Genomic DNA, 22,498 nt, shown 5'->3' on the forward strand with positions numbered 1-22,498 from the left:
TACTGTTTAATTTTTGTGTGTTATTTTCTCAAAATTTGGTTCCCAATATTTATAAAATAGAACCAACTGGAGGTTCTCTAGAAAAGAACTCAGGACTTTTAAAAAGTAAAGAGGCAATTTTTTTTAAAGATCGATGCGGCTTTAAATAGTTTGTTGTATGTATTTCTATCTCAATAATTTCAATTTCAAATCGCTAATTACATGCTCCATATTCTGTTTCTTTTATTTTTAATGACCTTTTCTTATTCTCAATCCCGCGCTATTACAGCTGTGGTTGCTGACGATACAAACCAACCATTAGAGTTAGCTATCGTTATTGCTAAACTACGTCACAAGAAAGTCATTTTAAAATTAACGGTAGTAGTAAGTGACAAAATAGCTACTATGTCAGATATTGTTAAAAAAATGTTAAATAACAAGGTTGATTCTTGAATATTTTTTTTTTATTACTTTAGTTTTGGTTAACCAGAAAATATTTATAAATTTAAAACTATCATAAACGAAAAGATTATTATTTATCGCTATTGCTATTGTCACGTTGGGTACTAGTATTAATGCAAAAACTAAAGATTTTGTCGATGAGAGTGTAGATTTTACTAGTACGTGCACGGATGTAGCACATATTACAGCTACGGTAATGGAAGAATACTCAGAAAATGTCAGTGTAGAGTGCTTGTCTTCTCGTGAATATAATGCCATTTACATGGAGGCTTATAATGAATGTATGAGATAGTAAGCATGATAATATGGTTGTATGTAAATACAACCATATTAAATTTTAATCAAATTTAATAAAGATGACCTATTTAAAAATTATGTTGTTTATATCTTTTTTTTTGTTCTTACCCACTAAAAAAGGAGATTTGCAAGAGAAAACAGTCTGCGTTACATATAAGATGGCATTACCGATAGAAAATCAGTCTAACGACGCCAAAATAAAATTTGCAAATAATAATGTGTCGGATGATCTTAGGAAAACTATAGGAAAAGCGAACGAACTTAAGTATCAAATTGATTTTGAGTTGTACTATAATAAGAATGAAAGCTTGTATAAGATGGTTGATGCTTTGGAAGTTAATAATGATTTAGCTAACAGATTTGCAAAAATCCTGGCAGGCGGAAAAAAAATTAGATATAAAAATAATGTCACTAAAGAGAAATTATATCAAATTGAAAGTTCTGGAGAGAAATTTACTGTCAACCTTGATTTTGAAGAATATTTGTGGAATATAACTTCAGAGACTAAAATGATTAATGGCTATAAGTGCTATAAAGCTACTTCATATAAGGAAGAATACGATAAGATTAGGGATAGAAAAAATTCTTTTTATCCCGTTGTTTGGTTTACCCCAGAAATTCCTTCTTCGTTTGGTCCAGATGGTTTAGATGGTTTGCCAGGCTTAGTTTTGGAGGGTTCAGCGAATGGAAAGAAGTTTATGTACGCGACAAAGATAAATTTAAATTACATAGATAAAATTGTAATTGAAAAACCTAGTAAGGGTAAAAATGTTACTGAGAAAGAGTATCTTGATATTATTACTAAAATATTTAAAGATATTAATGGATAAATAACAATTAGGAGCCTTGTAGTCTTATAAAAATCAATTTCTTATTGAAAACTTTTCGAGTTTTGTTGCCTTTTAAAATTTTAAAATATGAAGAAATTACATAATATAATTATTTGCTTAGTTCTCGCTACACTACAAAATTCTTATGCACAACCAGACTCTGGTAAAGTAGTATACAAAATTCAGTTGGCTGGTTTCGGATCCCAAAATGCGAGTCCTGAAAATAAAGAATTAAATGAAATTATAGTTACTATAGCTAATAGTAAAACCGCTACTTTGACATTTAATAGCAAAAGATCAAGTTTTATATTGGATAACTATTTATCATCAGATAGCAAACAAAATGGTTTAACGGTCATGGCGGAGAAGCTTGCTTTTATTGAAATCAATGGGCAAAATTATTTTATAGATAAAGTAAGTAATAGTAGTATACTAGAAAATATGGATGGTTTTCTTATCGAACAAGAAAATGAAAAATTAGAATGGGAAATCACAACCGAAAGTAAGCAAATTGACGGCTATTTATGCTACAAAGCAGTCTACCTTTGGAAATTCACCAATAGACGTGGAACAGCTACCACTATTCCTATAATTGCTTGGTTTGCACCAAGTTTACCATATTCTTATGGGCCAAAGTATTTTACTGGCTTACCAGGTCTTATTTTAGAATTAACCGACAGAAAGATAACATTTCTAGCATCTTCTATAACAATTTTAAAAAACCAGCAGTTGGAAGTCGAATTTACCAAAGGAAAAATAGTAAGTATTGAAGATTACAAAAAGAAGGTATTTTCAAGATAATTAACACGCATAAAGTACTATATGATTTATAGGTTTTTTGAATTTTTGGCAGCTTTAAATATCTTTTGTATAATGTAGATTTCTATTGGTGCATAACTTTATAATATGTTAAATTAAATTGCTTGTGCCCCTATTTTAGTAGGGTTGGTTATAGATAAGATACTAATAAACGGGGTGTTACGATTATTTTTATAAACTTTATTTTGTTAAATAAAAGTTAAAAATGTGTATGCTTTCCCTTTTTTTTTTTCAAATTTGGAATGGTTAACCGATAAACTATTATTAAACTTTTAACAAATTAATTATGAAACCGAAGATTCACGAACACCAAAAATAATTAATATGGTGAGTAAAAAATTATTATTTTCTGCAGTGGCAGTATTGGCGTTTAATGGAGTAGCAATGGCAAATTCCGCGGAAGTGAAAGATGAAGTTGTTATAAGCATTCAGAGTAAATTGATAATTTTAGGTGAAAGTTGTGAAACAAAAGCAATGGATTATATTGACGGAGATTACGATAGCGATGGTGATCACACTGCTATGGAAAATCATGACGCTTATCAGGCTTATCTAGCAGGTTGTAAAGATTAAGACTTATCACTTTCAACTTATCAACTTTAATAATGGCAAATAAAACTTTTCGAGTTTTGTTTGCCTTTTAAAATTTTAAAATATGAAGAAATTACGAAATATAATTATTTGCTTAGTTTTTGCTACAATTCGGAATTCTTTTGGGCAGGCAGCCTCTGGTAAAGTAGTATACAAAATTCAGTTGGCTGGTTTCGGATCCCAAAATGCGAGTCCTGAAAATAAAGAATTAAATGAAACTATAGTTAGTATAGCTAATAGTAAAACCGCTACTTTGACATTTAATAGCAAAAGATCAAGTTTTGTATTGGATAACTATTTATCATCAGATAGCAAACAAAATGGTTTAACGGGCATGGCTGAGAAGCTTGCTTTTATTGAAATCAATGGACAAAATTATTTTATAGATAAAGTAAGTAATAGTAGTATACTAGAAAATATGGATGGTTTTCTTATCGAAAAGGAAAATGAAAAATTAGAATGGGAAATTACAACCGAAAGCAAGGAAATTGATGGGTATTTATGCTATAAAGCAATACATCTATGGAAATTTACCAATAGACGTGGAACAGCTACCACTATTCCTATAATTGCTTGGTTTGCACCAAGTTTACCATATTCTTATGGGCCAAAGTATTTTACTGGCTTACCAGGTCTTATTTTAGAATTAACCGACAGAAAGATAACTTTTCTAGCATCCTCTATAAGCATTTTAAAAAATCAGCAGTTGGAAGTCGAATTTCCCAAAGGAAAAACAGTAAACAGTGAAGATTATAACAAAAAAATATTATCGAAATAATTAATATGTATAAAGTCCTATTGTATTTTCTTTTATTTACAACCTTCTTTTCTTATTCTCAGTCCCGCACTATTACAGGTGTGGTTTCTGACGATACAAACAAACCATTAGAATCTGCTAATGTAATCGCAAAACCTTTGCAGGAAAAAGCAAGCCTTAAGTTTGCCATTGCTGATAATAAAGGACGCTATCGCTTAGAACTAGAAAAAGAGGTCAAGTATGAAATTACCGTATCTTATATTAGCTTTATTGAGGAGGTATTTATCCTTGAAGCTAATGCAGCTGTTACTACCCACGATTTTAAACTAAAGGCTACAGGAGAACAACTCGATGAGATTGTAATTAAACATGATTTCAAGCCTATAATTATAAAAAAAGATACTTTGATATTTGACGTGAAAAGTTTTGCTAAAGGAAACGAACGCAAAATGAAAGAAATATTAGAGAAATTACCAGGCGTAGAAGTTGATAAAAACGGTGGTGTTACCGTACAAGGAAAAAAAGTGACTAAAATGCTTGTAGAAGGAAAGTCCTTTTTTGGAGGTGGTTCAAAACTTGCAGTCGAGAATATTCCGGCAGATGCCTTGGACAAAATCGAAGTCATCGATAACTTTAACGAGGTGGGGTTTATGAAGCAAGTTTCTGATAGTGACGATCTGGCTATGAACGTGAAATTAAAAGAGGATAAAAAGAAATTTGTTTTTGGAGATGTCGAAGCAGCTGCAGAAATAGGAACTGCCGATTACGGATTTTATCTAGCGCATGCAGCATTGTTTTATTATGCTCCCAAAACAAATGTAAGCGTTATAGCCGATGGGAATAACATTGGAAAAAGGACATTTACATTTGATGATTTAACGCGTTTTGGTGGTGGTATGAGCACTTTTTTATCAGGCAGGAAATCATTGACTAACTTGTATTCCTTTGCTGGTGACAATAGAGATGTTGTACAAAATAAATCTCAGTTTGGAGCTTTTAATATTAGCCACGATTTTTCTCCAAAATTAGCTATTTCTGGATTTTCAATTTTTTCAAAAGTGCTTACGGCTTCTAAGACAGAAAGTACTAATGAGTATTTACAAAATAGCGCTATCGCTTTCGAAAATAAATTACAAGATGGGGATAATCGTACCATGTTGGGTATTGGTAATGTAAAATTAGATTATTCGCCTAACAAAAAAGAAAAATGGTACTACAACGGCCAGTATCAATCGAGTACAAATGATTTAATCAATACCATAAATTCGACTACAAATCTCAACACAAGTCTGTTTGAAACTATCTCTAAGGCTGATAATACTTCGATAAAGCAATACATAGAATGGCATAAAAGTTACAATGAGCACCACACCACTACACTGGTGGTAAATCAAGCCTATGATAACAATAAACCCATCAACAATTGGTTTACAGATCAAACTTTTTTGGCAGGATTGATTCCGCTTCAACAGGACGATACCTATACTGTTACTCAAATTAAAAAGGTAAAAACGAATAGTATTGATGCCTTATTCAAACATTATTGGATTTTGAATAATTTTAACCACATCTATACTAATGTGGGAAATAATTTTGCTACGTCGCATTTAGAAACAGCAAACAGGCAATTATTAACTGATGGTACGATCAATGATTTTGCTTCAGCTGGATTTAATAATAATGTAAGATACCAATTAAATGATGCTTATGTAGGTGTTGAATACAAATTCAGAATTGGGAAATTTACTAGCAAGCCAGGGTTATACCTGCATTGGTATCACTTATCTACTACTCAAAGTACAATAGGAAACAGCTTGACTAAAAGTTTACTGCAACCGCAGTGGGACATTGACTATGAGTTCAACAAATCAGAAACCTTGAATTTTACTTACAAATTAAAGAACGATTTTCCTGAGGTGAGTCAGCTTGCAAATCAATTTGACTTGCAAAACTATAATTTAGTCTACAAAGGGAACGCGCTATTGCAAAATGAAAAATACCATTCGGCAATGTTGAGGTATTCAAAGTATAATTTGTATCAGGGTGTGACCTACAATGCTACCGCTAGCTATTTAAAAAAGGTTAAAGCTTTTAGAAATGAAATTACACTCGACGGAATTAATCAATTTAGTAGCCCAATTTTAACGGATAATCCAGAAACTACTTACGGCATTACGGGCTATTTTACCAAAAGGATCTATCGTTTTAGTCTAAAATTAAATACACGTCTCAATTGGTTTAGCTATTCACAAACATTAAATGCAGTTACTACCGTAAATGATCGAACAAGCCAGAATGTGGGATTGCTTTTTAAAACGGCTTATAAAAAGTGGCCAGATTTTAGTGTTGGTTACAACAAAGGCTTTAGTCAATTTTCGGGCTTAACAAGTTCAAAATATGAAACAGATGCTTTTACATCAAGTGCTCAAATTGATTTTCTTAAGTTTTGGAATTTCAAAATAGATTATGAGAACTTAAAAAACACTGATGATCGCGACCAAAGTAACTTTTATGATATTATGAATGCGTCTATTCGATACCAAAAAAAGAACAGTCCTTTTGGGTTCGAAATGTTTGTCAATAATGTATTCGATAATAAAACAAAGAATGATTTTTCTTTTTCAGATTACGTAATAAGTGAGCGCACAACTTACGTTTTACCTAGAGTATGGATGCTCTCCATATCTTATAAGTTATAAAAACTAGTTATAAACTCGCAATACGTTTCCATTTAATTCTACACGGTACTGTTTTAAAGGATATTCTAATTTTCCTAAACCGGTAAACAAACTATATTCACTTTCATCACAAGGACAAACGATATTGATCCCGTTAAGGGTCATGGCCGTACAGCTATTTAATGCTTGATTAGGGCATGCGGCGTCAAAAGCATTGTAGCCACTACCAGTATTAAAAACGTATATTCCCTTTGCGCCTTCATTTGCATAATAAATGGCATTACCAGCAAATTTTAAATTGCTATAAGAAGGTAATGACAAGTTCAAATCGACAGTAAAGGGGTAATTAGGAATATTGGGATTTGCATTATTAAAATCATTTGTCGTGCAGCTGCTTAAAATGCTTAGAATGATAAGAGAATAAATGAATTTTTTCATTATAAAATAGTTTGTTAAATACGCTAAAAAAACAAATTTAATTTATTTAACTTTGAATTACATATGATTAACATATAATTATATACAAGAAAAAAAATATACTATCTTTGTAATAACAAATCCCGTCTAGATGGGATTTTTTCTATTTATATAAGCCACAGAGCGTCTGTTTGATTAGAATGAATTAGAAGGAGGAAGGTCTTCAAGCAAACGCATGAACAGCTTATAAGTAAACACATAAAATAATACATTTAAAAAATATGAGCGCAATATCTTATTACACAGCAGAAGGATTAAAAAAATTACGGGAAGAACTTGATCACTTAAAAAGTGTGATGCGTCCTAAGGCATCTGCTGATATCGCAGAGGCAAGAGATAAAGGGGATTTATCTGAGAATGCAGAGTATGATGCAGCTAAAGAAGCACAGGGAATGCTAGAAATGAGAATTGCTAAACTTGAAGAAATTCACTCTAATGCAAGACTTATTGACGAGTCAAATCTTGATGTTTCAAAAGTATTAGTGCTTTCTAATGTAAAGATTAAAAACCAATCTAACGGAATGGAAATGAGCTACCGATTAGTAGCAGAAAGTGAAGCCGATTTAAAAACAGGTAAAATATCTGTGACTTCTCCCATTGGGAAAGGTTTACTAGGGAAATCAGTAGGTGATGTTGCCGAGATTTCTGTTCCTAATGGTGTCTTGAAATTTGAAATTATCGAAATCACAAGAGACTAACTTAAAGCGTTCCTACTAGGTGTAAAACCTGGATTTAATGATCTAATAAAAACAGCATGAGTTCGATATTCACAAAAATAGTAAAGGGAGAAATCCCATGTTATAAAATAGCTGAAGACGAAAATTATTTGGCTTTTCTAGATGTAAACCCAAATGCAAAAGGGCATACGTTATGTATTCCGAAATTTGAGATCGATAAGATTTTTGAAATGGACGAAGCACATTATCTAGGGTTGATGCATTTTTCTCGAAAGATAGCCATTGCCTTAGAAAAAGCGGTTCCTTGTAAACGTGTGGGTATGGCCGTTGTAGGTCTTGAAGTACCGCACGCGCATGTACATTTGATTCCATTAAACGAAATGGACGAAATGCGTTTTCATAATAAAGTGTCCTTAACGGAACAAGAATTTAAAGACTTAGCGCAAAGCATTCAAGCTAATCTATAATTTAACAACTATAATAAAACACAGGAATTGTCATTGCTTATGATGATTCCTGTGTTTTTTTTATGGCAACTTGTATGGTTGTCCCTTTTCCTATTTCTGATTGAAGGACTTTGATTTTACCGTTATGATATTCTTCTACAATTCTCTTTGTAAGCGATAACCCCAATCCCCAACCTCTCTTTTTTGTAGTAAATCCAGGTTCAAATATAGTCTTAAACTGACTTTTTTGTATGCCGCTTCCGGTGTCTACAATATTAATTTTTACAAACTGCCCGTCTTGCTCGATTACCAATCCAAGTTTTCCTTTTCCTTTCATAGCGTCGATAGCATTCTTGACTAAGTTTTCTATTGTCCAGCTGTGTAGACTCGAATTCAACAATACATTGATAGGTTTTTCTGGGGCTGTAAAAGTAAATTCAATTTGCTTAGAAAAGCGGGATTGCAAGTAGGTATATGAAGCGAGTGTAGTCGCAATAATATCTTGATTTTCGAGTATGGGTTTAGAACCTATTTTAGAAAAACGATCTGTTATTGTTTGCAGTCTTTCAATATCTTTTTCGATTTCGATGATAATAGATTCGTCGACTTCGTCCCCTTTTAATATTTCGACCCAACCTATCAATGACGATAGCGGCGTACCTATTTGATGTGCTGTTTCCTTTGCCATTCCAGCCCATAATTTGTTTTGGGTAGCGATTTTTGTACTGCGATAAAAATAATACATCAAGGCAATAAACAATACTAAAATAAGCACTAGCGCAACAGGGTAATATTTTAGTTTGTTCAGTAATTCAGAGTTTCCATAATATAATTTTTGGAATTTCCCGGGAACATACTCAATTACAATAGGTGGGTTTTCACGTTGTAAATCAACTAATAAATTAGCTGCTTTTTCTTTATCTTTAATGATCTTATCAGCGATATTAACAGTGCTCACAATGCTGTCGTGCTCTGTTAATATAATAGGAATCGAGGTATTATTACTAAAAATTTGTAAGGGCAATTCAACATCGGCATCAGCCTCAGCGGTAATCAGGGTTTTTTGAGCCTTTGCCCATAAATTCATTTTTAAACGTTCTTCATTTTTGAATATTTGGAAAAAAGTATAGGTGTTCCATAAAATCAGTGTAATTATTAAAAAAGAAGTAGCGATAATGATCCACCTACTTGTATTTCTTCTATCAGAAAACTGCATAAATTTATTCTTTGAGCTATAAATATAACGAATTTTATCTCTTATTATTTTACTTGTACACTACAAAGCAAGGCACAGCTGTTGTATTTTAAATCGCAGTATAAAAAGCATCGTGCATTCTTAAAGTTACTTCATTTGATTACTTTTGTATGACACTACTTATTACAAACACAAAACAAACTACAGTATGCTTACAATAGACCCAAAAACAATCCCAACAGCAAAATTACAAGGATACTTACAAGGCTCAGTAGGACCACGACCTATCGCCTTTGCAAGTACGATTGATGCTGACGGTAATCCTAATTTATCGCCTTTCAGCTTTTTTAATGTCTTTAGTGCTAATCCTCCTATCTTAGTTTTTTCACCCGCTAGACGCGTGCGTGACAATTCGATTAAACATACTTTAATCAATTGTGAGGCGACTAAGGAAGTGGTGATAAATGTGGTCAACTTTGATCTAGTACAACAAACCTCTTTAGCCAGTACAGAATATGCTGATGGTGTAAACGAATTTATAAAATCAGGACTCACACAACTGCCTTCAGACTTGGTGAAACCTTTTAGAGTCAAAGAATCTCCCGTACAATTTGAGTGTAAAGTAACCCAGATTATCGCTTTAGGAGAGGAAGGAGGAGCAGGGAATTTAATTTTATGTGAAGTAGTTAAAATCCATATCGATGAAGCAATCTTAGATGAAAACGGAACTATAGACCAATATAAGATTGACTTAGTTTCAAGGCTAGGAGGAAACTGGTATTCGAGATCAAATCAAGGATTATTTGAAGTGCCAAAACCTTTAGCAACTCTGGGAATAGGCGTAGATGCTATCCCTAAGGAAGTTATAGCAAGTACTGTTTTTGATGGGAACGATTTTGGAAAATTAGGTAATGTAGAAGCCTTGCCTACGCCAGAAGAAGTTAGTATCTTTGTATCAAATAACTTTTCTGTTAAGGCCGTTTTAAGTGCTGATGATCTAGAAAAAGTGCATTTAGAAGCAAAAAAGTACTTGAATGGCGATGATGTTGTTTCTGCATGGAAAGTGCTTTTAGCAAAAAAATAATCTTATATAACAATTAAAATAACGAAGATGGAAGTTACAGGGAAAATTAAAGTTGTTAATCCAGAGCAACAAGTTAGTGCATCATTTAAAAAAAGAGAGCTAGTTGTTACTACAGAAGAGCAGTATCCACAGCATATCATGATTGAGTTTACTCAAGATAAATGTGATTTATTGAATAACTATAGTATTGGTGAGCCAGTTAAGGTTTCAATCAATTTAAGAGGTAGAGAATGGGTGAACCCACAAGGTGAAACTAGATACTTCAACAGTATTCAAGGATGGAGAATCGAAAAGGTAGCAGCTGATCAGCCGCAAGGTGGAGCAACGCCTCCTATGCCTTCTGCACAAACTTTTGCACCAGCGACAAACATCAATGATGAAGAAGCAGATGATTTACCGTTCTAAGAAATAAGTAAATATTCAAAAAGCCTTGAGAGAAATTTCAAGGCTTTTTTTATGCTTAAAAATTGGGGTTTATAATAGCACCCAATCCTATTTGATTGTCTATTTGTGGGTATACAAATGCGGTTGTATTTGTTTTCTTAGAAACTCTAAAAGATTTAAGCGGACTCACATGCGAAAATATAATTCCTGATGCCATTCCTATACCCGCACCAGCAAGCACATCTGATGCATAATGTTTGTTGTTAGCAAGTCTAAAAGCCGCCGTTGCACCTGCAAATAAAAAGCCACTGCTGGCATACCAAAAATTAGAATCTTTATATTCATAATACAATAAAGTAGCATTTGTAAATGCCACAGCCGAATGGCCTGATGGAAAACTTAAATTATCAGACAAATCAGGACGCTCTCGTTTTGCAATTCTCTTTGCAATTTCAGTCACAATGACAGAAGCAGTATTTGCAACAAGAATATTCACCGTTTGGTTCCTATAATTGGTCTTGGGAGTAAAGCCTAATGATTTCCCCATGTAGATTTGCGCAATAGGAACAAACGGGAAAATATTATCAGCTCCTGAACTAAAAGCAGTACCAAAAACTTTACCTGATTTTGTTTGAATGTCACCATTAATCTCTGAGTTTAATAAAAAAGCACCAGTCACTAATAGCGCTGCCGGAGCAATAAAAGACTTATAAGTTAGTTTATGCTGTACTTTTAAAGAATCCACATTTTGTGCATACATTTGCAGGAACGGAGTCATCAAAATGAGTAAAAGTATAGAAAATGTTTTTTTCATTGTAGTTGTTAATTGAGTAGCAATTTGATCAAAAATAGGACTTTATAATTTAATTATAATAACAAAAACATGCGTTATTTATCGCAAGATTTATTTTTTCCTGACGTATCATTAACGCATTCTTCTGGAATTATTGCCTTAGGAGGTGATTTATCGCCTCAAAGATTACTATTAGCGTATAAAAGCGGCATTTTTCCTTGGTTTGAAGATGGCGAACCCATCACTTGGTGGTCTCCCAATCCGCGTATGGTTTTATTTCTAGACGAATTAGTGGTGACAAAAAGCATGCGAAATATCCTCAACCGAGATACCTTTACAGTTACTTTTAATCAAAATTTTAGAGAAGTAATTTCTAATTGCCAGCAAATAAAGCGAGACGGTCAAAACGGAACTTGGATTACTAATGACATGATCGAAGCCTATTGCAAGTTGCATGAACTAGGTATCGCAAAGTCTGTTGAGGTGTGGCAAGATGGCCAAATCGTAGGCGGATTATACGGCATTGATTTAGGTCATATTTTCTGTGGCGAAAGCATGTTCTCAAAAGTTTCTAACGCAAGCAAAGTCGCCTTTATAACTTTAGTCCGCCATTTAAAACAAGAAAACTACAAACTCCTAGACTGCCAAGTCTACAACGAACATCTAGAAAGTCTAGGTTGCCGCGAAATACCACGTCAAGACTTCATTTCGATTCTTAAAGATAATAATTAGAGCCTAATCCAGCTGTGCGGTACAAGTCCTCGCTCAAAACCTTTTTTTCTAAAGTCGTAAAAGGAGCTTCCTCCGGTCGCTCTTTTACTCCTAGAAAAAATAGTTTTTTCCCTCTGGGCTTTCCCCTCCCATCTGGGGCAAAACACATCCCTCTCACAAAGAAAATAGCAAAGCATGAGAAGTTCACTACCTCATAAAGCAAAAAAGTACAGTTAATAACTCCTTTAAGATCCATTTAAATCTGCGTGCAAAAATCATACAATCAAAGTAAACAGCATAGAGTATAAAATCCGTTTTCATCCGTGTTCTATTCCCCAATCCAACTCCACAAGGAACTCCACAAAATAATTCTACGAGAAACTCCACAATAAAATTCCCTACTATTACTTCAAATAAGCTAAAATCCGTTTTCATCCGTGTTTTTGCTCTAGCAATTCCGTGTCATCCGCGTTCCATTTCGTAACAGAACTCCCCAAGAAACTCCCCAATACAGCTATAAATGAGCTAAAATCCGTTTCATCCGTGTTTTTGCTTTAGCAAATCCGCGTCATCCGTGTTCCATTTCGCAACACAACTCTGCAAAAAAACTCCCCAATACAACTTCAAGTGAGTTAAAATCCGTTTTCATCCGTGTTTTTGCTTTAGCAAATCCGCGTCATCCGTGTTCCATTTCGCAACGCAATTCTGCAACACAACTCCCCAAAAAACTCCCCAATACAACTATAAATGAGCAAAAATCCGTTTTCATCCGTGTTTTTGCTTTAGCAAATCCGCGTCATCCGTGTTCCAATATCCACAATACAGCTCCACTTAAAAACTAAAACTTCAACTTAGTAAACTGCCAATTCAACGTACTAAATAAAACCAACTCATTCCTTAAACTAGGCAATTCCAATATCACCTTCAATGTCTCATGCGCCATCATAGTCCCAATCATCCCAGGTAAAGTGCCTAGCACACCATTCATATTACAATTAGGCACATCCTTTGGGTCAGGCGAATCTGGAAACAAGTCTCTCAGGTTTTTACTCTTTCGATGATTAAAAACGGCAACTTGCCCTTCAAAACCTAAGAGACTACCATAAATCAATGTTTTATCTAGACTCACGCAAGTATCGTTAACTAAATAACGGGTTGCAAAATTATCAGAACCATCGACTATAATATCAAAGTCATTCAAGATAGAAGCCGCATTAGCTGCAGTAAGCTTTTCGGGAATAGCAATCACATTGATTAACGGATTTAATTTTTGTAAAGTCGCTTTGGCAGTTGCAGCTTTTGATAATCCCACTTGGTCTTCAGTATATAAAATCTGACGGTGCAGGTTGTGAATTTCGATAGTATCAAAATCAACGATACCAATATTGCCAACACCAGCCGTGGCCAAATATTGTAAGATAGGACAACCCAAACCTCCCGCGCCAATAACCAATACTTTGGCTTTTTTAATTTTTGCTTGCCCAGCGTCACCCACTTCGGGTAACATCACTTGGCGGTTGTAACGTAAAAAATCTTGTATAATGCTCATGTGTTTTAGTAATTAGTGAAAAGTGATTAGTATATCAGTTGTCAGTTCGAGCGGAGTCGATAACCTTTTTTAAGCGGTAATTTATTTCATCCTAAGTGAATAGTAATAAGTAACTAGTGAGAAGTTATTGGTTAATAGTAATTAGCTGTCAGTTCGAGCGGAGTCGAGAACCTTTATTTAAGCGGTAATTTATTTCATCCTAAGTGAATAGTAATAAGTAACTAGTGACAAGTTATTAGTTAATAGTAATTAGCAAATCAGCTGTCAGTTCGAGCGGAGTCGAGAACCTTTTTTAAGTGGTAATTTATTTCATCCTAAGTGAATAGTAATAAGTGAATAGTACTATGTTAAAAGTAACTAGTGAAAAGTAAATTGAATGTCAGTTATTGTGAAGTTCTTAGATTTACTTAAACGGTATCAAAAACAGTTACCGCAATCAAGGAATTCCCCCTTCGGGGGTTAGGGGGCAAAACTCTTGTCCCAATCTTTCCAGACGGGCTCGTAGCCTTTAGATCTAATAATGTCTGCAATCTCTGCTACAGAGCGCTCGTCACTAATTTCGAATTGCTCTAACGATTGGGGATCGACCACATAACCACCAGGATTTGTTTTTGAACCCGCACTGATGCTGGTCGTTCCAATAGGGACAATGTTGTTTCTAAAGTTTTCATTCTCTCGAGTCGAAATCGAAATCTCCAAGTCTTCATTCCACAAACGATAAGCGCAAATCAGCTGAGTCAAATCACGGTCGTCCATGATAAAATTAGGCGGAGCGGTACCTTCTGCAGGTCGTAATCTTGGAAACGAAACGGAGTACTTTGTTTGCCAATAGGTTTTTTGTAAGTAATCTAGATGCAAGGCATTAAAAAAACTATCGGTTCGCCAATCTTCTAAACCCAATAACACACCCAATCCTATTTTGTGTATGCCCGCTTTCCCAATGCGATCCGGCGTGTCTAGTCTAAAATCAAAGTTGGATTTCTTCCCTTTGGTATGATACTTTTTATACACCTCCTGATGATAGGTTTCCTGATACACTAACACGGAGTACACACCAGCTTCATGCAAGCGTTCGTATTCTTCTTGCGAAAGCGGTTGCACCTCAATAGAAATAATCGAAAAGTCATTCTTGATTACATCAACAGCGTTTAGAAAGTAGTTGATATTCACCGTATAGTTTGCTTCTCCAGCAACTAACAATACATGGTCAAAACCTAAGGATTTCAATGCTGCTACCTCTTGCCTAATCTCCGAATCAAGCAAGGTCTTTCGCTTAATTTTATTGTCAAGACTAAAGCCACAGTAGGTACAAATGTTCTGGCATTCGTTACTCACATACAAAGGAGCATACATTTGGATGGTTTTACCAAAACGTTTTTTAGTTAGTTCATGGCATTCCTGCGCCATTTCTTCTAAGTAAGGTTGCGCAGCTGGGGAGATCAAAACCAAAAAATCATCTAAGTCTCTTTTAGATCTGGCTAAGGCTTGCTCCACTTGCTTTGCAGTACTAGCGTAAATTTTGGATTGGATCTCATCCCAATTGTATTGTTCGAAAGTAGATTTAAATGTTGTCATTAGTTCGTTTTTATACTGTGATTTTACCGCAAAGGGCACGAAGGTTTGCGCAAAGTTCGCTAGGTTATGTTTTTTTTGTTTTAAGAAAGTTTATAGAGCTTTGCTATATATTGTGATTTTACCGCATAGGACACTAAGTTTTACGCAAAGTGCGCTATGTTTTTTTTCGCAAGGTTCGCTAAGCTAGACTTACCTAGCATTTTTACCTTGTAACATTTATGCTTGAATTGATCACCTTAAACGCAACGCGTATGAGGTTATCGAGCAATTAATATAATTTTTATTGATGAGGTCTCCCCTCCTTCGGAGGGGTTGGGGGAGGATTATTGGGTTAGAAACGACGTCAACGGACTTGATGCCATGGCGTGTTTATACTGTTGTCCTAATCTCGCTTCATACGCTTTTCTACCAGCAATTACGGCCTCTTTAAAAGCCTCTGCCATTAGTTTAGGATTTCCTGCAACGGCAATAGCAGTATTTACTAAAACAGCATCAGCGCCTAATTCCATTGCTTTTGCTGCATCCGATGGTGCTCCGATTCCCGCGTCAATAATTACAGGAACTTTAGATTGTTCGATAATAATTTCGAGAAAATCGATTGTCTTAAGTCCTTTATTGCTCCCTATTGGCGAACCTAATGGCATCACGGCAGCAGTTCCTGCATCTTCTAATCGCTTGCATAAAACAGGATCAGCATGAATGTAGGGCAATACAATAAAACCTAGCTTGGCTAATTCTTCTGTGGCCCTCAAAGTCTCGATAGCGTCTGGCATTAAATATTTAGGGTCAGGATGGATTTCTAACTTTAGCCAATTGGTTTCTAATGCTTCTCTGGCTAATTGAGCTGCAAAAATTGCCTCTTTAGCGTTTCTTGCTCCAGAGGTATTGGGCAATAAATTAATGTGTGCATGCTGCAGGTGTTTCAAAATAGCATTTGTTTCTGTTTCGAAATCAATGCGTTTTAAAGCTACGGTAACCAACTCACTTTCTGAAGCTAAAATGGCTTCTTCCATTTGGGCATTCGAACCAAATTTTCCCGTTCCTAAAAACAAACGAGACTGCAATATTTTATCCGCTATTTTAAACAATGATGGTTCCATAAAGGTCGTTTTTAAGTAGTTTGATTGTCTTTTTTTTGTGTTCTGATTTTGTTATTAATCCTGAAACGGCAATGCCATAAATTCCGGTGTCTATTAATGCAGGAACATCGTCTGTTGTAATGCCGCCTATAGCATACACAGGTGTAGTAAGTCCGTTGTTTTTCATCTCTGTCAGGATGTTTTGATAGCCGTCAAGACCTAAAATCGGACTCAATTTTTCCTTTGTAGTTGTGAATCGAAACGGACCTAAACCTATATAATCACAGCCGTTTTTTATGTGGTTTTGAATATCCTCAAATGTATTTGCAGTCGCTCCAATGATTTTCGTGTCTCCTAGAATGCTACGTGCTTCTGTTATCGACATATCGGTTAATCCGAGGTGTACGCCGTCTGCAGCGATTTGCTGCGCGAGATAAACATTGTCGTTGATGATAAAATTCGCTAAGTACTCTTCGCATAAAATTTTTACGGCTTCCGCCAAAGCAAAAGTTTCTTCGGGGGAATGATTTTTAAAACGAAGCTGAATCCATTTGCAACCGCCGTCTAGTGCTTCATGAATATTTCTAGTTTGCTCCTCAACCGAGTTTCCTTGCGAGATGTATTGTAATTTGTTAAACATTATGATATCCTAGTTTTGTGTGGTTAGACAATAGGTAGTTTTCGATATAAATTTTAGCGTTTTCGCACGCATTTAATTCCGTTTCACCCTTAGCAAGATTAGCTGTAATTGCAGAAGATAACACACAGCCCGAACCGTGTTTTTCATCTACATCAGTAAGACGTGGTTCTAATCTATAAAACCGATCTTTAGTATACAGATAATCTACTCCAAGTTCGTTAGGATTGTGACCACCTTTAAGTAAAACAGTGCAATATTCCGATAGCATTTCGGCTATAGATTTAGGATCTATTTCTTCTTGAGATAGCTTTATAATCTCATTATAATTGGGAGTGATTAAATCTATTTCGCTTAAAATGAGTTTTAGAGATTCATAGTTTTTGATCTCTAAAAAATCAAATGTAGTCGAGGATTTTACCACAGTATCCCATACAATTTTAGTTGTTGGAGCAATTTGCCTAATCAATGTGACAATGGTTCCTAGATAAAATAATGAAGGAACAATCCCAATCTTAACAGCCTTAATTTTATAAGTTTCGAAAAGTCTTTCCACGGAACGAATGGTGAATTCTAAGGAAGTCCACTCAATTTCATGAAAATTATTTTCTGTCTGGATTGTATTTGCGGTATTGATAGCAAGACCATATACTTGATGCTGTTCAAATGTTTTACAGTCGGCCAATATTCCGGCGCCTCCCGAAGGATCAAAACCAGCAATACTTAATACAAATGGGCGATTTTCTGGCATATTTTAAAATTTTGAATGGGTTGATTACTGTTCCAAATACTTCCTAATAGCGCTAAATCATCAAATCCAAGTTGGTAGGTTTTCGCTATATTCTCAATTGAGATTCCTCCCAAAGCCACTATTTTAGTTTTAAAATTGGTTCGCTCGGCAATTGCTTTTTCAGCATCTAAATCAGATTTATAATCGGGTTTGGAAATACTTTGATAAATCGGACTCAAAAAGGCGTATTCAAAACAACTGTCAAGTTGGTTAAAATTAGCCATTGTATGAATTGAAGTCGATTTGATAAAACCATCGTTATTATCTTTTGATTCCAAATCCAAAGCTGCTCTGGCACTTTCAGTAAAATGAATGCGATGAATTCCAAATTCATTTGCCACTTGATGCTGCTGATGTAAAACCAATCGCGATCGAAATTCAGGATTTACTTTCGATAAAAACAACCTTAGTTCTTCAACTGAATAATTAGGTTTACGCACATGAAGCAACTCCAATCCACACTCAAAAAGAGCTTGAATGGTGTTGGTTTCATTTGCTATAGCAATTGGATTCGTGATTACAATCATAATCTTGACTCTTGGATCTTTATTCTATTTTCTTTAGGCTTTAACTATAAATCTCTTTTCCTTGCTCAATAAACTCTTCTGATTTTGCTGCCATTCCTTTTTCTGCTTCGGCAACGTCACGGATTTCCTGTGATATCTTCATAGAGCAGAATTTAGGTCCGCACATCGAGCAAAAGTGTGCGATCTTAGCCCCTTCAGCAGGTAAAGTTTCGTCGTGAAATTCTCTTGCGGTATCAGGATCAAGCGATAAATTGAATTGATCTTCCCAACGGAATTCAAATCTAGCTTTACTCAATGCATTGTCACGGTATTGAGATCCTGGATGTCCTTTGGCTAAATCAGCAGCGTGGGCAGCAATTTTATAGGTGATTACACCGTCTTTTACATCCTTTTTATTGGGTAAACCAAGGTGTTCTTTTGGTGTTACATAACACAGCATCGCACAACCGTACCAACCAATCATAGCAGCACCAATGGCTGATGTAATGTGATCGTAACCAGGTGCAATATCAGTCGTTAGTGGACCAAGAGTGTAAAAAGGCGCTTCGTTACAATGTTCCAATTGTTTCTCCATATTTTCCTTAATCATGTGCATGGGAACGTGACCAGGACCTTCTATGAATACTTGTACATCGTGTTTGAAAGCAATTTTAGATAGCTCACCTAAAGTTTCTAATTCGGCGAATTGTGCAGCATCGTTAGCATCAGCAATTGAGCCTGGACGCAAACCATCACCAAGAGAGAAAGCGACATCGTATTGCTTCATGATTTCGCAAATGTCCTCGAAATGCGTGTAAAGAAAGTTTTCTTTGTGGTGAAACAAGCACCATTTTGCCATGATCGAACCCCCACGAGATACAATTCCCGTAACACGCTCAGCAGTAAGGTGAATGTAACGCAATAGTACGCCCGCGTGAATAGTGAAATAAGAAACACCTTGTTCTGCTTGTTCAATCAGTGTGTCACGAAAAACCTCCCAAGTTAAATCTTCGGCTATTCCGTTTACTTTTTCTAAAGCTTGGTAGATAGGTACGGTTCCAATAGGCACGGGAGAATTACGGATGATCCATTCTCTGGTTTCGTGTATGTTTTTTCCAGTCGATAAATCCATAATCGTATCGGCTCCCCAACGGCAAGCCCAAACTGATTTCTCTACTTCTTCTTCGATGGTTGAGGTTACAGCACTATTCCCAATATTAGCATTTATTTTCACCAAGAAATTGCGCCCTACAATCATTGGTTCGCTTTCAGGGTGGTTGATGTTGTTTGGGATTATAGCGCGACCAATAGCTACTTCATTACGAACAAATTCGGGTGTGATTTTGCTTTTAGGTGTGTTGGCTCCCCAGCTGTGTCCAGGATGTTGACACTGCATCGCTTTAGTTTGGGTATCTAATTGCTCGATACGTTGATTTTCACGAATCGCAATGTATTCCATTTCTGGAGTGATGATACCTTGCTTAGCGTAATACAATTGCGAAACGTTGGCGCCTTTTTTGGCACGCATTGGTTTGTGTAAATACTCGAAACGAAGGTGATTTAATTTTTCATCGTGTAATCTTTGCTTTCCGTAATCAGAGCTAATTTCTGTTAGTTCTTCCACATCATTACGGTCTATAATCCATTGCTCACGAATGCGAGGCAATCCTTTTCGAATATCAATTTCGATATTGGGATCAGTGAAAGGTCCTGATGTATCATATATAGTAACCGGTGGATTTTTTTCGATACGACCGTTCGACATTTTTGTATCAGCTAGTGTGATTTCACGCATCGCCACTTTTATCGGGTGGATGTCACCGTCGATATATACTTTTCTTGAATTGGGAAATGGTGTTCTTGAAATTTTTTCTTCGTTTGTCATTTTAATATGTCTTAAAAGTTAGTTTAGGCGTAAATGGCATGCGGACTGATTCGAACTGCATCGTATACAATTTTTATATTTATTGGGTACAGATTGCACGCGGATTCAACAGATTTGCAAAAGCAAAAACGCGGATTGACGCGGATTTTATTTTTATTGCAGCTTAATAATTGGAATTTGTTCGTCAAAGTTTGATTGGATGTAAAATAGCAGGTAGAATTTTTAATTGTAGTAATTGATACTTACTAATCTCTAATTACTCCTCACCAATCACTAATCACCAATCACTCTTCACCAATCATCCTCCTTGGGTTGCGGAAATAATTAAAACGGTATCGGTTTCTTTTAGGGGATGGGAATTCCAATTGGATTTAGGAATTACGGTGTCGTTAATGGCTATGGCGATTCCGTTTTGTTTTTCGGGAATTTCCAAGTCAAGAAGTGCCTGAACAGTTAAGTTACTGCTGGCAAAATGTTTGTTTTGATTGTTGATTTTAAGTTCCATTCCTTTTGAGTTTAGTTGTTTTAGCGCCGTATTAAAACGCGGCTCAACTTTAGGAATGGCTACAAGTTGTCCCAAAAAAGGGACCATAGAAGTCATCGTACTTTTCCCTACGCTAGTATGAACTAGATCAGGTTCAGAGGGTAATTCTCAGCCTACAAAGTTGTAGACACCCCTAAAGTGTGCCACAAATGTAAGGGTTTTTTTAGTTTTAAGATTTTTTTTCAAGTTAAATTTTTGTCGTCAAATAGTGATTTTTGTGAAATCATCTACTCTTGAGTAAAGAATAGCGTGTGGAAATTAGCTTTTTTTCCAGCAACTTTCCACGTGGTCATTGACCATTCCGGTGGCTTGCATAAAGGCATAAATAACCGTAGATCCAACAAATTTAAAGCCTCTTTTTTTTAAATCTTTGCTAATTTTATCAGAAAGTGGGGTAGTAGCAGGAACGTCTTTTAGCGTTTTTGGGTTATTGATGAGCGGTTTTCCATCTGTGAATTCCCAAATATATTTCGAAAAAGAGCCAAATTCTTCTTGAATAGTAATAAAGTTTTGGGCATTGGTTACCGTCGAATATACTTTGAGTTTGTTGCGGATGATACCTGCATCTTGTAATAAATCTAGGATTTTGTCATCGTTGTATGCTGCTATTTTTGTATGATCGAATTGGTCAAAGGCAGCACGGAAATTTTCTCTTTTATTGAGAATAGTAATCCAACTCAAGCCTGCTTGAAAAGTCTCAAGTAATAAAAATTCAAATAATGTAGCATCATCATAAACGGGAGTTCCCCATTCTTGATCGTGATACTCTTTGTACAAATCGCTGGATAAGCACCAGCCACATCTTGGTTTTTCGTCTGTGATACTATTCATTGTGCAAGTATTTTTCGATTAGAGAATGTCCCAAATAAATTAAAGGAGTCAAAGCGATGGCGATAATTAGCTTTACAAAATATCCTGTAAAAGCCGATGCTATAAAGACTTCGGTGGTCATTTTACCCGTCATCCAGAACGCAATTCCTAATACTATAAAACTATCAAATAATTGCGATATTACAGTTGACCCCGTACTTCTTAGCCAGATCATTTTGTTACCCGTTTTGTTTTTTAGAAAATGAAAAATAGTAACATCGATGAGTTGAGAAACCATAAAGGCGATAATACTACCAATAATTATCCACAAACTTTGACCGAAAACGCCATTGAATTGATTGTCAGACACGAGTCCGTCACCTGCAACGGCTGGAATTTGCATCGCTGCGTAGATAATTATAAAGGTATAGGCAATAAGGCAAGCTGTTATTAGGGATAGTTTTTTGACGCCTTTCTCCCCAAAGTATTCATTGATTAAATCAGTAGTAACAAATACGATGGGCCATGGTAAGATGCCAACGCTCATGAGGTAGGGACCAACTTGAATTAATTTCCCACCAATCAACTCGGCTACAACGGCATTGGTGATAAATATTCCGGCTAGGATGATGTAAACGGTTTCTTTTTTGGATTGAAGCATAAAAATTGTAAAACTCAAATTTAGTCTTTTATTTTTTTATCGGAAACCAAATTACATCTAATGAAACAAGTTTTATTGTTCCTTTTTTAGTGCTCTCGTACGTTTATAAAGTAATTCGTTGTAATCGAACTATATAAAGCGCCTACTATTTCTAAGCTCTTAGGATTTATCTTATGTCTTTTTTGTGATTTGTAGTAAAATAATTAGGTTTAATTGTTTTTCTTCTTTTGCTTTGTTCCCGAACGTATAAAACCATTTGTTTAATATTTTAACAGCTAAGCA

24 protein-coding genes and 1 riboswitch are annotated in these 22,498 nt (G+C 35.4%); of the genes, 11 read left to right on the forward strand and 13 right to left on the reverse strand.

The annotated features are described in order from the left end of the window. Positions 1 to 201: 201 nt before the first annotated feature. The 6 genes from HNQ00_RS06225 (at position 202) to HNQ00_RS06255 (ending at position 6,434) form a co-directional block, all read left to right on the forward strand. Complete coding sequence (locus HNQ00_RS06225) at positions 202 to 432, forward strand: hypothetical protein (protein WP_173837464.1); 231 nt, start codon at positions 202 to 204, stop codon at positions 430 to 432. Between the two features lie 365 nt (positions 433 to 797). Next, positions 798 to 1,568: a GLPGLI family protein gene (locus HNQ00_RS06235; RefSeq protein WP_173837466.1), complete on the forward strand. Its 771-nt coding sequence runs from the start codon at positions 798 to 800 to the stop codon at positions 1,566 to 1,568. An 87-nt stretch (positions 1,569 to 1,655) separates the two neighbouring features. Further along, a complete protein-coding gene (locus HNQ00_RS06240; protein ID WP_173837467.1) occupies positions 1,656 to 2,369 on the forward strand; it encodes a GLPGLI family protein in 714 nt (237 codons plus the stop codon). 342 nt (positions 2,370 to 2,711) lie between these two features. Continuing rightward, the gene (locus HNQ00_RS06245; protein WP_173837468.1) at positions 2,712 to 2,960 is read left to right on the forward strand and encodes a hypothetical protein; all 249 of its coding nucleotides are present in this window, start codon (positions 2,712 to 2,714) and stop codon (positions 2,958 to 2,960) included. 82 nt (positions 2,961 to 3,042) lie between these two features. Continuing rightward, entirely contained in the window at positions 3,043 to 3,756 is a 714-nt protein-coding gene (locus HNQ00_RS06250) for a GLPGLI family protein (protein ID WP_173837469.1), read from the forward strand. Positions 3,757 to 3,761: 5 nt separating this feature from the next. Further along, positions 3,762 to 6,434, forward strand: coding sequence for a carboxypeptidase regulatory-like domain-containing protein (locus HNQ00_RS06255; protein WP_173837470.1), 2,673 nt, complete (start codon positions 3,762 to 3,764; stop codon positions 6,432 to 6,434). 3 nt (positions 6,435 to 6,437) lie between these two features. Here HNQ00_RS06255 and HNQ00_RS06260 read toward each other — a convergent pair whose 3' ends face one another. Then, positions 6,438 to 6,851, reverse strand: a complete 414-nt coding sequence (locus HNQ00_RS06260; RefSeq protein WP_173837471.1) for a Rieske (2Fe-2S) protein — start codon at positions 6,849 to 6,851, stop codon at positions 6,438 to 6,440. Positions 6,852 to 7,111: 260 nt separating this feature from the next. On the opposite strand from HNQ00_RS06260, the gene greA reads away from it, so the two are divergent. Together greA and HNQ00_RS06270 are read left to right on the forward strand one after the other, a co-directional pair. Continuing rightward, complete coding sequence (gene greA, locus HNQ00_RS06265; RefSeq protein WP_026709581.1) at positions 7,112 to 7,588, forward strand: transcription elongation factor GreA; 477 nt, start codon at positions 7,112 to 7,114, stop codon at positions 7,586 to 7,588. A gap of 56 nt (positions 7,589 to 7,644) precedes the next feature. Next, entirely contained in the window at positions 7,645 to 8,034 is a 390-nt protein-coding gene (locus HNQ00_RS06270) for an HIT family protein (RefSeq protein ID WP_026709582.1), read from the forward strand. 37 nt (positions 8,035 to 8,071) lie between these two features. Here HNQ00_RS06270 and HNQ00_RS06275 read toward each other — a convergent pair whose 3' ends face one another. Then, a complete protein-coding gene (locus HNQ00_RS06275) occupies positions 8,072 to 9,229 on the reverse strand; it encodes a sensor histidine kinase (protein WP_173837472.1) in 1,158 nt (385 codons plus the stop codon). A gap of 187 nt (positions 9,230 to 9,416) precedes the next feature. On the opposite strand from HNQ00_RS06275, the gene HNQ00_RS06280 reads away from it, so the two are divergent. Continuing rightward, complete coding sequence (locus tag HNQ00_RS06280) at positions 9,417 to 10,292, forward strand: flavin reductase family protein (RefSeq protein WP_173837473.1); 876 nt, start codon at positions 9,417 to 9,419, stop codon at positions 10,290 to 10,292. A 27-nt stretch (positions 10,293 to 10,319) separates the two neighbouring features. Continuing rightward, positions 10,320 to 10,697 carry a DUF3127 domain-containing protein gene (locus tag HNQ00_RS06285; protein ID WP_173837474.1) on the forward strand — a complete coding sequence of 126 codons (378 nt, stop codon included), beginning with the start codon at positions 10,320 to 10,322 and terminating at the stop codon, positions 10,695 to 10,697. A 55-nt stretch (positions 10,698 to 10,752) separates the two neighbouring features. On the opposite strand, the gene HNQ00_RS06290 is transcribed toward HNQ00_RS06285, so the two are convergent. Then, on the reverse strand, positions 10,753 to 11,490 hold the full coding sequence (locus tag HNQ00_RS06290) for a phosphatase PAP2 family protein (RefSeq protein WP_254598452.1): 738 nt from the start codon (positions 11,488 to 11,490) through the stop codon (positions 10,753 to 10,755). Between the two features lie 69 nt (positions 11,491 to 11,559). Between HNQ00_RS06290 and aat the strand changes: the two genes are divergently transcribed. Beyond that, on the forward strand, positions 11,560 to 12,201 hold the full coding sequence (aat, locus tag HNQ00_RS06295; RefSeq protein ID WP_173837475.1) for a leucyl/phenylalanyl-tRNA--protein transferase: 642 nt from the start codon (positions 11,560 to 11,562) through the stop codon (positions 12,199 to 12,201). Positions 12,202 to 13,018: 817 nt separating this feature from the next. Here aat and HNQ00_RS06305 read toward each other — a convergent pair. The 10 genes from HNQ00_RS06305 to HNQ00_RS06350 form a co-directional block, all read right to left on the reverse strand. Further along, positions 13,019 to 13,729, reverse strand: coding sequence for a HesA/MoeB/ThiF family protein (locus HNQ00_RS06305; RefSeq protein WP_173837477.1), 711 nt, complete (start codon positions 13,727 to 13,729; stop codon positions 13,019 to 13,021). A 459-nt stretch (positions 13,730 to 14,188) separates the two neighbouring features. Beyond that, on the reverse strand, positions 14,189 to 15,304 hold the full coding sequence (thiH, locus tag HNQ00_RS06310) for a 2-iminoacetate synthase ThiH (protein WP_173837478.1): 1,116 nt from the start codon (positions 15,302 to 15,304) through the stop codon (positions 14,189 to 14,191). Between the two features lie 323 nt (positions 15,305 to 15,627). Beyond that, positions 15,628 to 16,404, reverse strand: coding sequence for a thiazole synthase (locus HNQ00_RS06315; protein ID WP_305793625.1), 777 nt, complete (start codon positions 16,402 to 16,404; stop codon positions 15,628 to 15,630). Beyond that, a complete protein-coding gene (locus HNQ00_RS06320; RefSeq protein WP_173837479.1) occupies positions 16,385 to 17,023 on the reverse strand; it encodes a thiamine phosphate synthase in 639 nt (212 codons plus the stop codon). Before HNQ00_RS06320 ends, HNQ00_RS06315 begins: the two co-directional genes overlap by 20 nt. After that, complete coding sequence (locus tag HNQ00_RS06325; protein ID WP_173837480.1) at positions 17,016 to 17,771, reverse strand: hydroxymethylpyrimidine/phosphomethylpyrimidine kinase; 756 nt, start codon at positions 17,769 to 17,771, stop codon at positions 17,016 to 17,018. The genes HNQ00_RS06320 and HNQ00_RS06325 overlap by 8 nt, the downstream gene beginning before the upstream one ends. Then, complete coding sequence (locus HNQ00_RS06330) at positions 17,744 to 18,337, reverse strand: thiamine phosphate synthase (RefSeq protein WP_173837481.1); 594 nt, start codon at positions 18,335 to 18,337, stop codon at positions 17,744 to 17,746. The genes HNQ00_RS06325 and HNQ00_RS06330 overlap by 28 nt, the downstream gene beginning before the upstream one ends. 40 nt (positions 18,338 to 18,377) lie before the next feature. Then, positions 18,378 to 20,201: a phosphomethylpyrimidine synthase ThiC gene (gene thiC / locus HNQ00_RS06335; RefSeq protein WP_173837482.1), complete on the reverse strand. Its 1,824-nt coding sequence runs from the start codon at positions 20,199 to 20,201 to the stop codon at positions 18,378 to 18,380. A gap of 298 nt (positions 20,202 to 20,499) precedes the next feature. Continuing rightward, the gene (thiS, locus tag HNQ00_RS06340) at positions 20,500 to 20,706 is read right to left on the reverse strand and encodes a sulfur carrier protein ThiS (protein ID WP_173837645.1); all 207 of its coding nucleotides are present in this window, start codon (positions 20,704 to 20,706) and stop codon (positions 20,500 to 20,502) included. 87 nt (positions 20,707 to 20,793) lie between these two features. Further along, a riboswitch (TPP riboswitch) is annotated at positions 20,794 to 20,890 on the reverse strand. A gap of 113 nt (positions 20,891 to 21,003) precedes the next feature. Continuing rightward, positions 21,004 to 21,576 carry a DNA-3-methyladenine glycosylase I gene (locus tag HNQ00_RS06345; RefSeq protein WP_173837483.1) on the reverse strand — a complete coding sequence of 191 codons (573 nt, stop codon included), beginning with the start codon at positions 21,574 to 21,576 and terminating at the stop codon, positions 21,004 to 21,006. Beyond that, positions 21,569 to 22,216 carry a queuosine precursor transporter gene (locus HNQ00_RS06350; RefSeq protein WP_173837484.1) on the reverse strand — a complete coding sequence of 216 codons (648 nt, stop codon included), beginning with the start codon at positions 22,214 to 22,216 and terminating at the stop codon, positions 21,569 to 21,571. The genes HNQ00_RS06345 and HNQ00_RS06350 overlap by 8 nt, the downstream gene beginning before the upstream one ends. Positions 22,217 to 22,498: the final 282 nt, after the last annotated feature.

This window comes from Flavobacterium aeripolare, from assembly GCF_013294025.1.
Classification (GTDB): Bacteria; Bacteroidota; Bacteroidia; order Flavobacteriales; family Flavobacteriaceae; genus Flavobacterium.

Bases quoted from the DNA above. Each gene is read 5' to 3' on its own strand.
- HNQ00_RS06225 (WP_173837464.1), top strand. From the start codon at position 202: ATGCTCCATATTCTGTTTCTTTTATTTTTAATGACCTTTTCTTATTCT.
- HNQ00_RS06235 (WP_173837466.1), top strand. From the start codon at position 798: ATGACCTATTTAAAAATTATGTTGTTTATATCTTTTTTTTTGTTCTTA.
- HNQ00_RS06240 (WP_173837467.1), top strand. From the start codon at position 1,656: ATGAAGAAATTACATAATATAATTATTTGCTTAGTTCTCGCTACACTA.
- HNQ00_RS06245 (WP_173837468.1), top strand. From the start codon at position 2,712: ATGGTGAGTAAAAAATTATTATTTTCTGCAGTGGCAGTATTGGCGTTT.
- HNQ00_RS06250 (WP_173837469.1), top strand. From the start codon at position 3,043: ATGAAGAAATTACGAAATATAATTATTTGCTTAGTTTTTGCTACAATT.
- HNQ00_RS06255 (WP_173837470.1), top strand. From the start codon at position 3,762: ATGTATAAAGTCCTATTGTATTTTCTTTTATTTACAACCTTCTTTTCT.
- HNQ00_RS06260 (WP_173837471.1), bottom strand. From the start codon at position 6,851: ATGAAAAAATTCATTTATTCTCTTATCATTCTAAGCATTTTAAGCAGC.
- greA (WP_026709581.1), top strand. From the start codon at position 7,112: ATGAGCGCAATATCTTATTACACAGCAGAAGGATTAAAAAAATTACGG.
- HNQ00_RS06270 (WP_026709582.1), top strand. From the start codon at position 7,645: ATGAGTTCGATATTCACAAAAATAGTAAAGGGAGAAATCCCATGTTAT.
- HNQ00_RS06275 (WP_173837472.1), bottom strand. From the start codon at position 9,229: ATGCAGTTTTCTGATAGAAGAAATACAAGTAGGTGGATCATTATCGCT.
- HNQ00_RS06280 (WP_173837473.1), top strand. From the start codon at position 9,417: ATGCTTACAATAGACCCAAAAACAATCCCAACAGCAAAATTACAAGGA.
- HNQ00_RS06285 (WP_173837474.1), top strand. From the start codon at position 10,320: ATGGAAGTTACAGGGAAAATTAAAGTTGTTAATCCAGAGCAACAAGTT.
- HNQ00_RS06290 (WP_254598452.1), bottom strand. From the start codon at position 11,490: ATGAAAAAAACATTTTCTATACTTTTACTCATTTTGATGACTCCGTTC.
- aat (WP_173837475.1), top strand. From the start codon at position 11,560: ATGCGTTATTTATCGCAAGATTTATTTTTTCCTGACGTATCATTAACG.
- HNQ00_RS06305 (WP_173837477.1), bottom strand. From the start codon at position 13,729: ATGAGCATTATACAAGATTTTTTACGTTACAACCGCCAAGTGATGTTA.
- thiH (WP_173837478.1), bottom strand. From the start codon at position 15,304: ATGACAACATTTAAATCTACTTTCGAACAATACAATTGGGATGAGATC.
- HNQ00_RS06315 (WP_305793625.1), bottom strand. From the start codon at position 16,404: ATGGAACCATCATTGTTTAAAATAGCGGATAAAATATTGCAGTCTCGT.
- HNQ00_RS06320 (WP_173837479.1), bottom strand. From the start codon at position 17,023: ATGTTTAACAAATTACAATACATCTCGCAAGGAAACTCGGTTGAGGAG.
- HNQ00_RS06325 (WP_173837480.1), bottom strand. From the start codon at position 17,771: ATGCCAGAAAATCGCCCATTTGTATTAAGTATTGCTGGTTTTGATCCT.
- HNQ00_RS06330 (WP_173837481.1), bottom strand. From the start codon at position 18,337: ATGATTGTAATCACGAATCCAATTGCTATAGCAAATGAAACCAACACC.
- thiC (WP_173837482.1), bottom strand. From the start codon at position 20,201: ATGACAAACGAAGAAAAAATTTCAAGAACACCATTTCCCAATTCAAGA.
- thiS (WP_173837645.1), bottom strand. From the start codon at position 20,706: ATGGAACTTAAAATCAACAATCAAAACAAACATTTTGCCAGCAGTAAC.
- HNQ00_RS06345 (WP_173837483.1), bottom strand. From the start codon at position 21,576: ATGAATAGTATCACAGACGAAAAACCAAGATGTGGCTGGTGCTTATCC.
- HNQ00_RS06350 (WP_173837484.1), bottom strand. From the start codon at position 22,216: ATGCTTCAATCCAAAAAAGAAACCGTTTACATCATCCTAGCCGGAATA.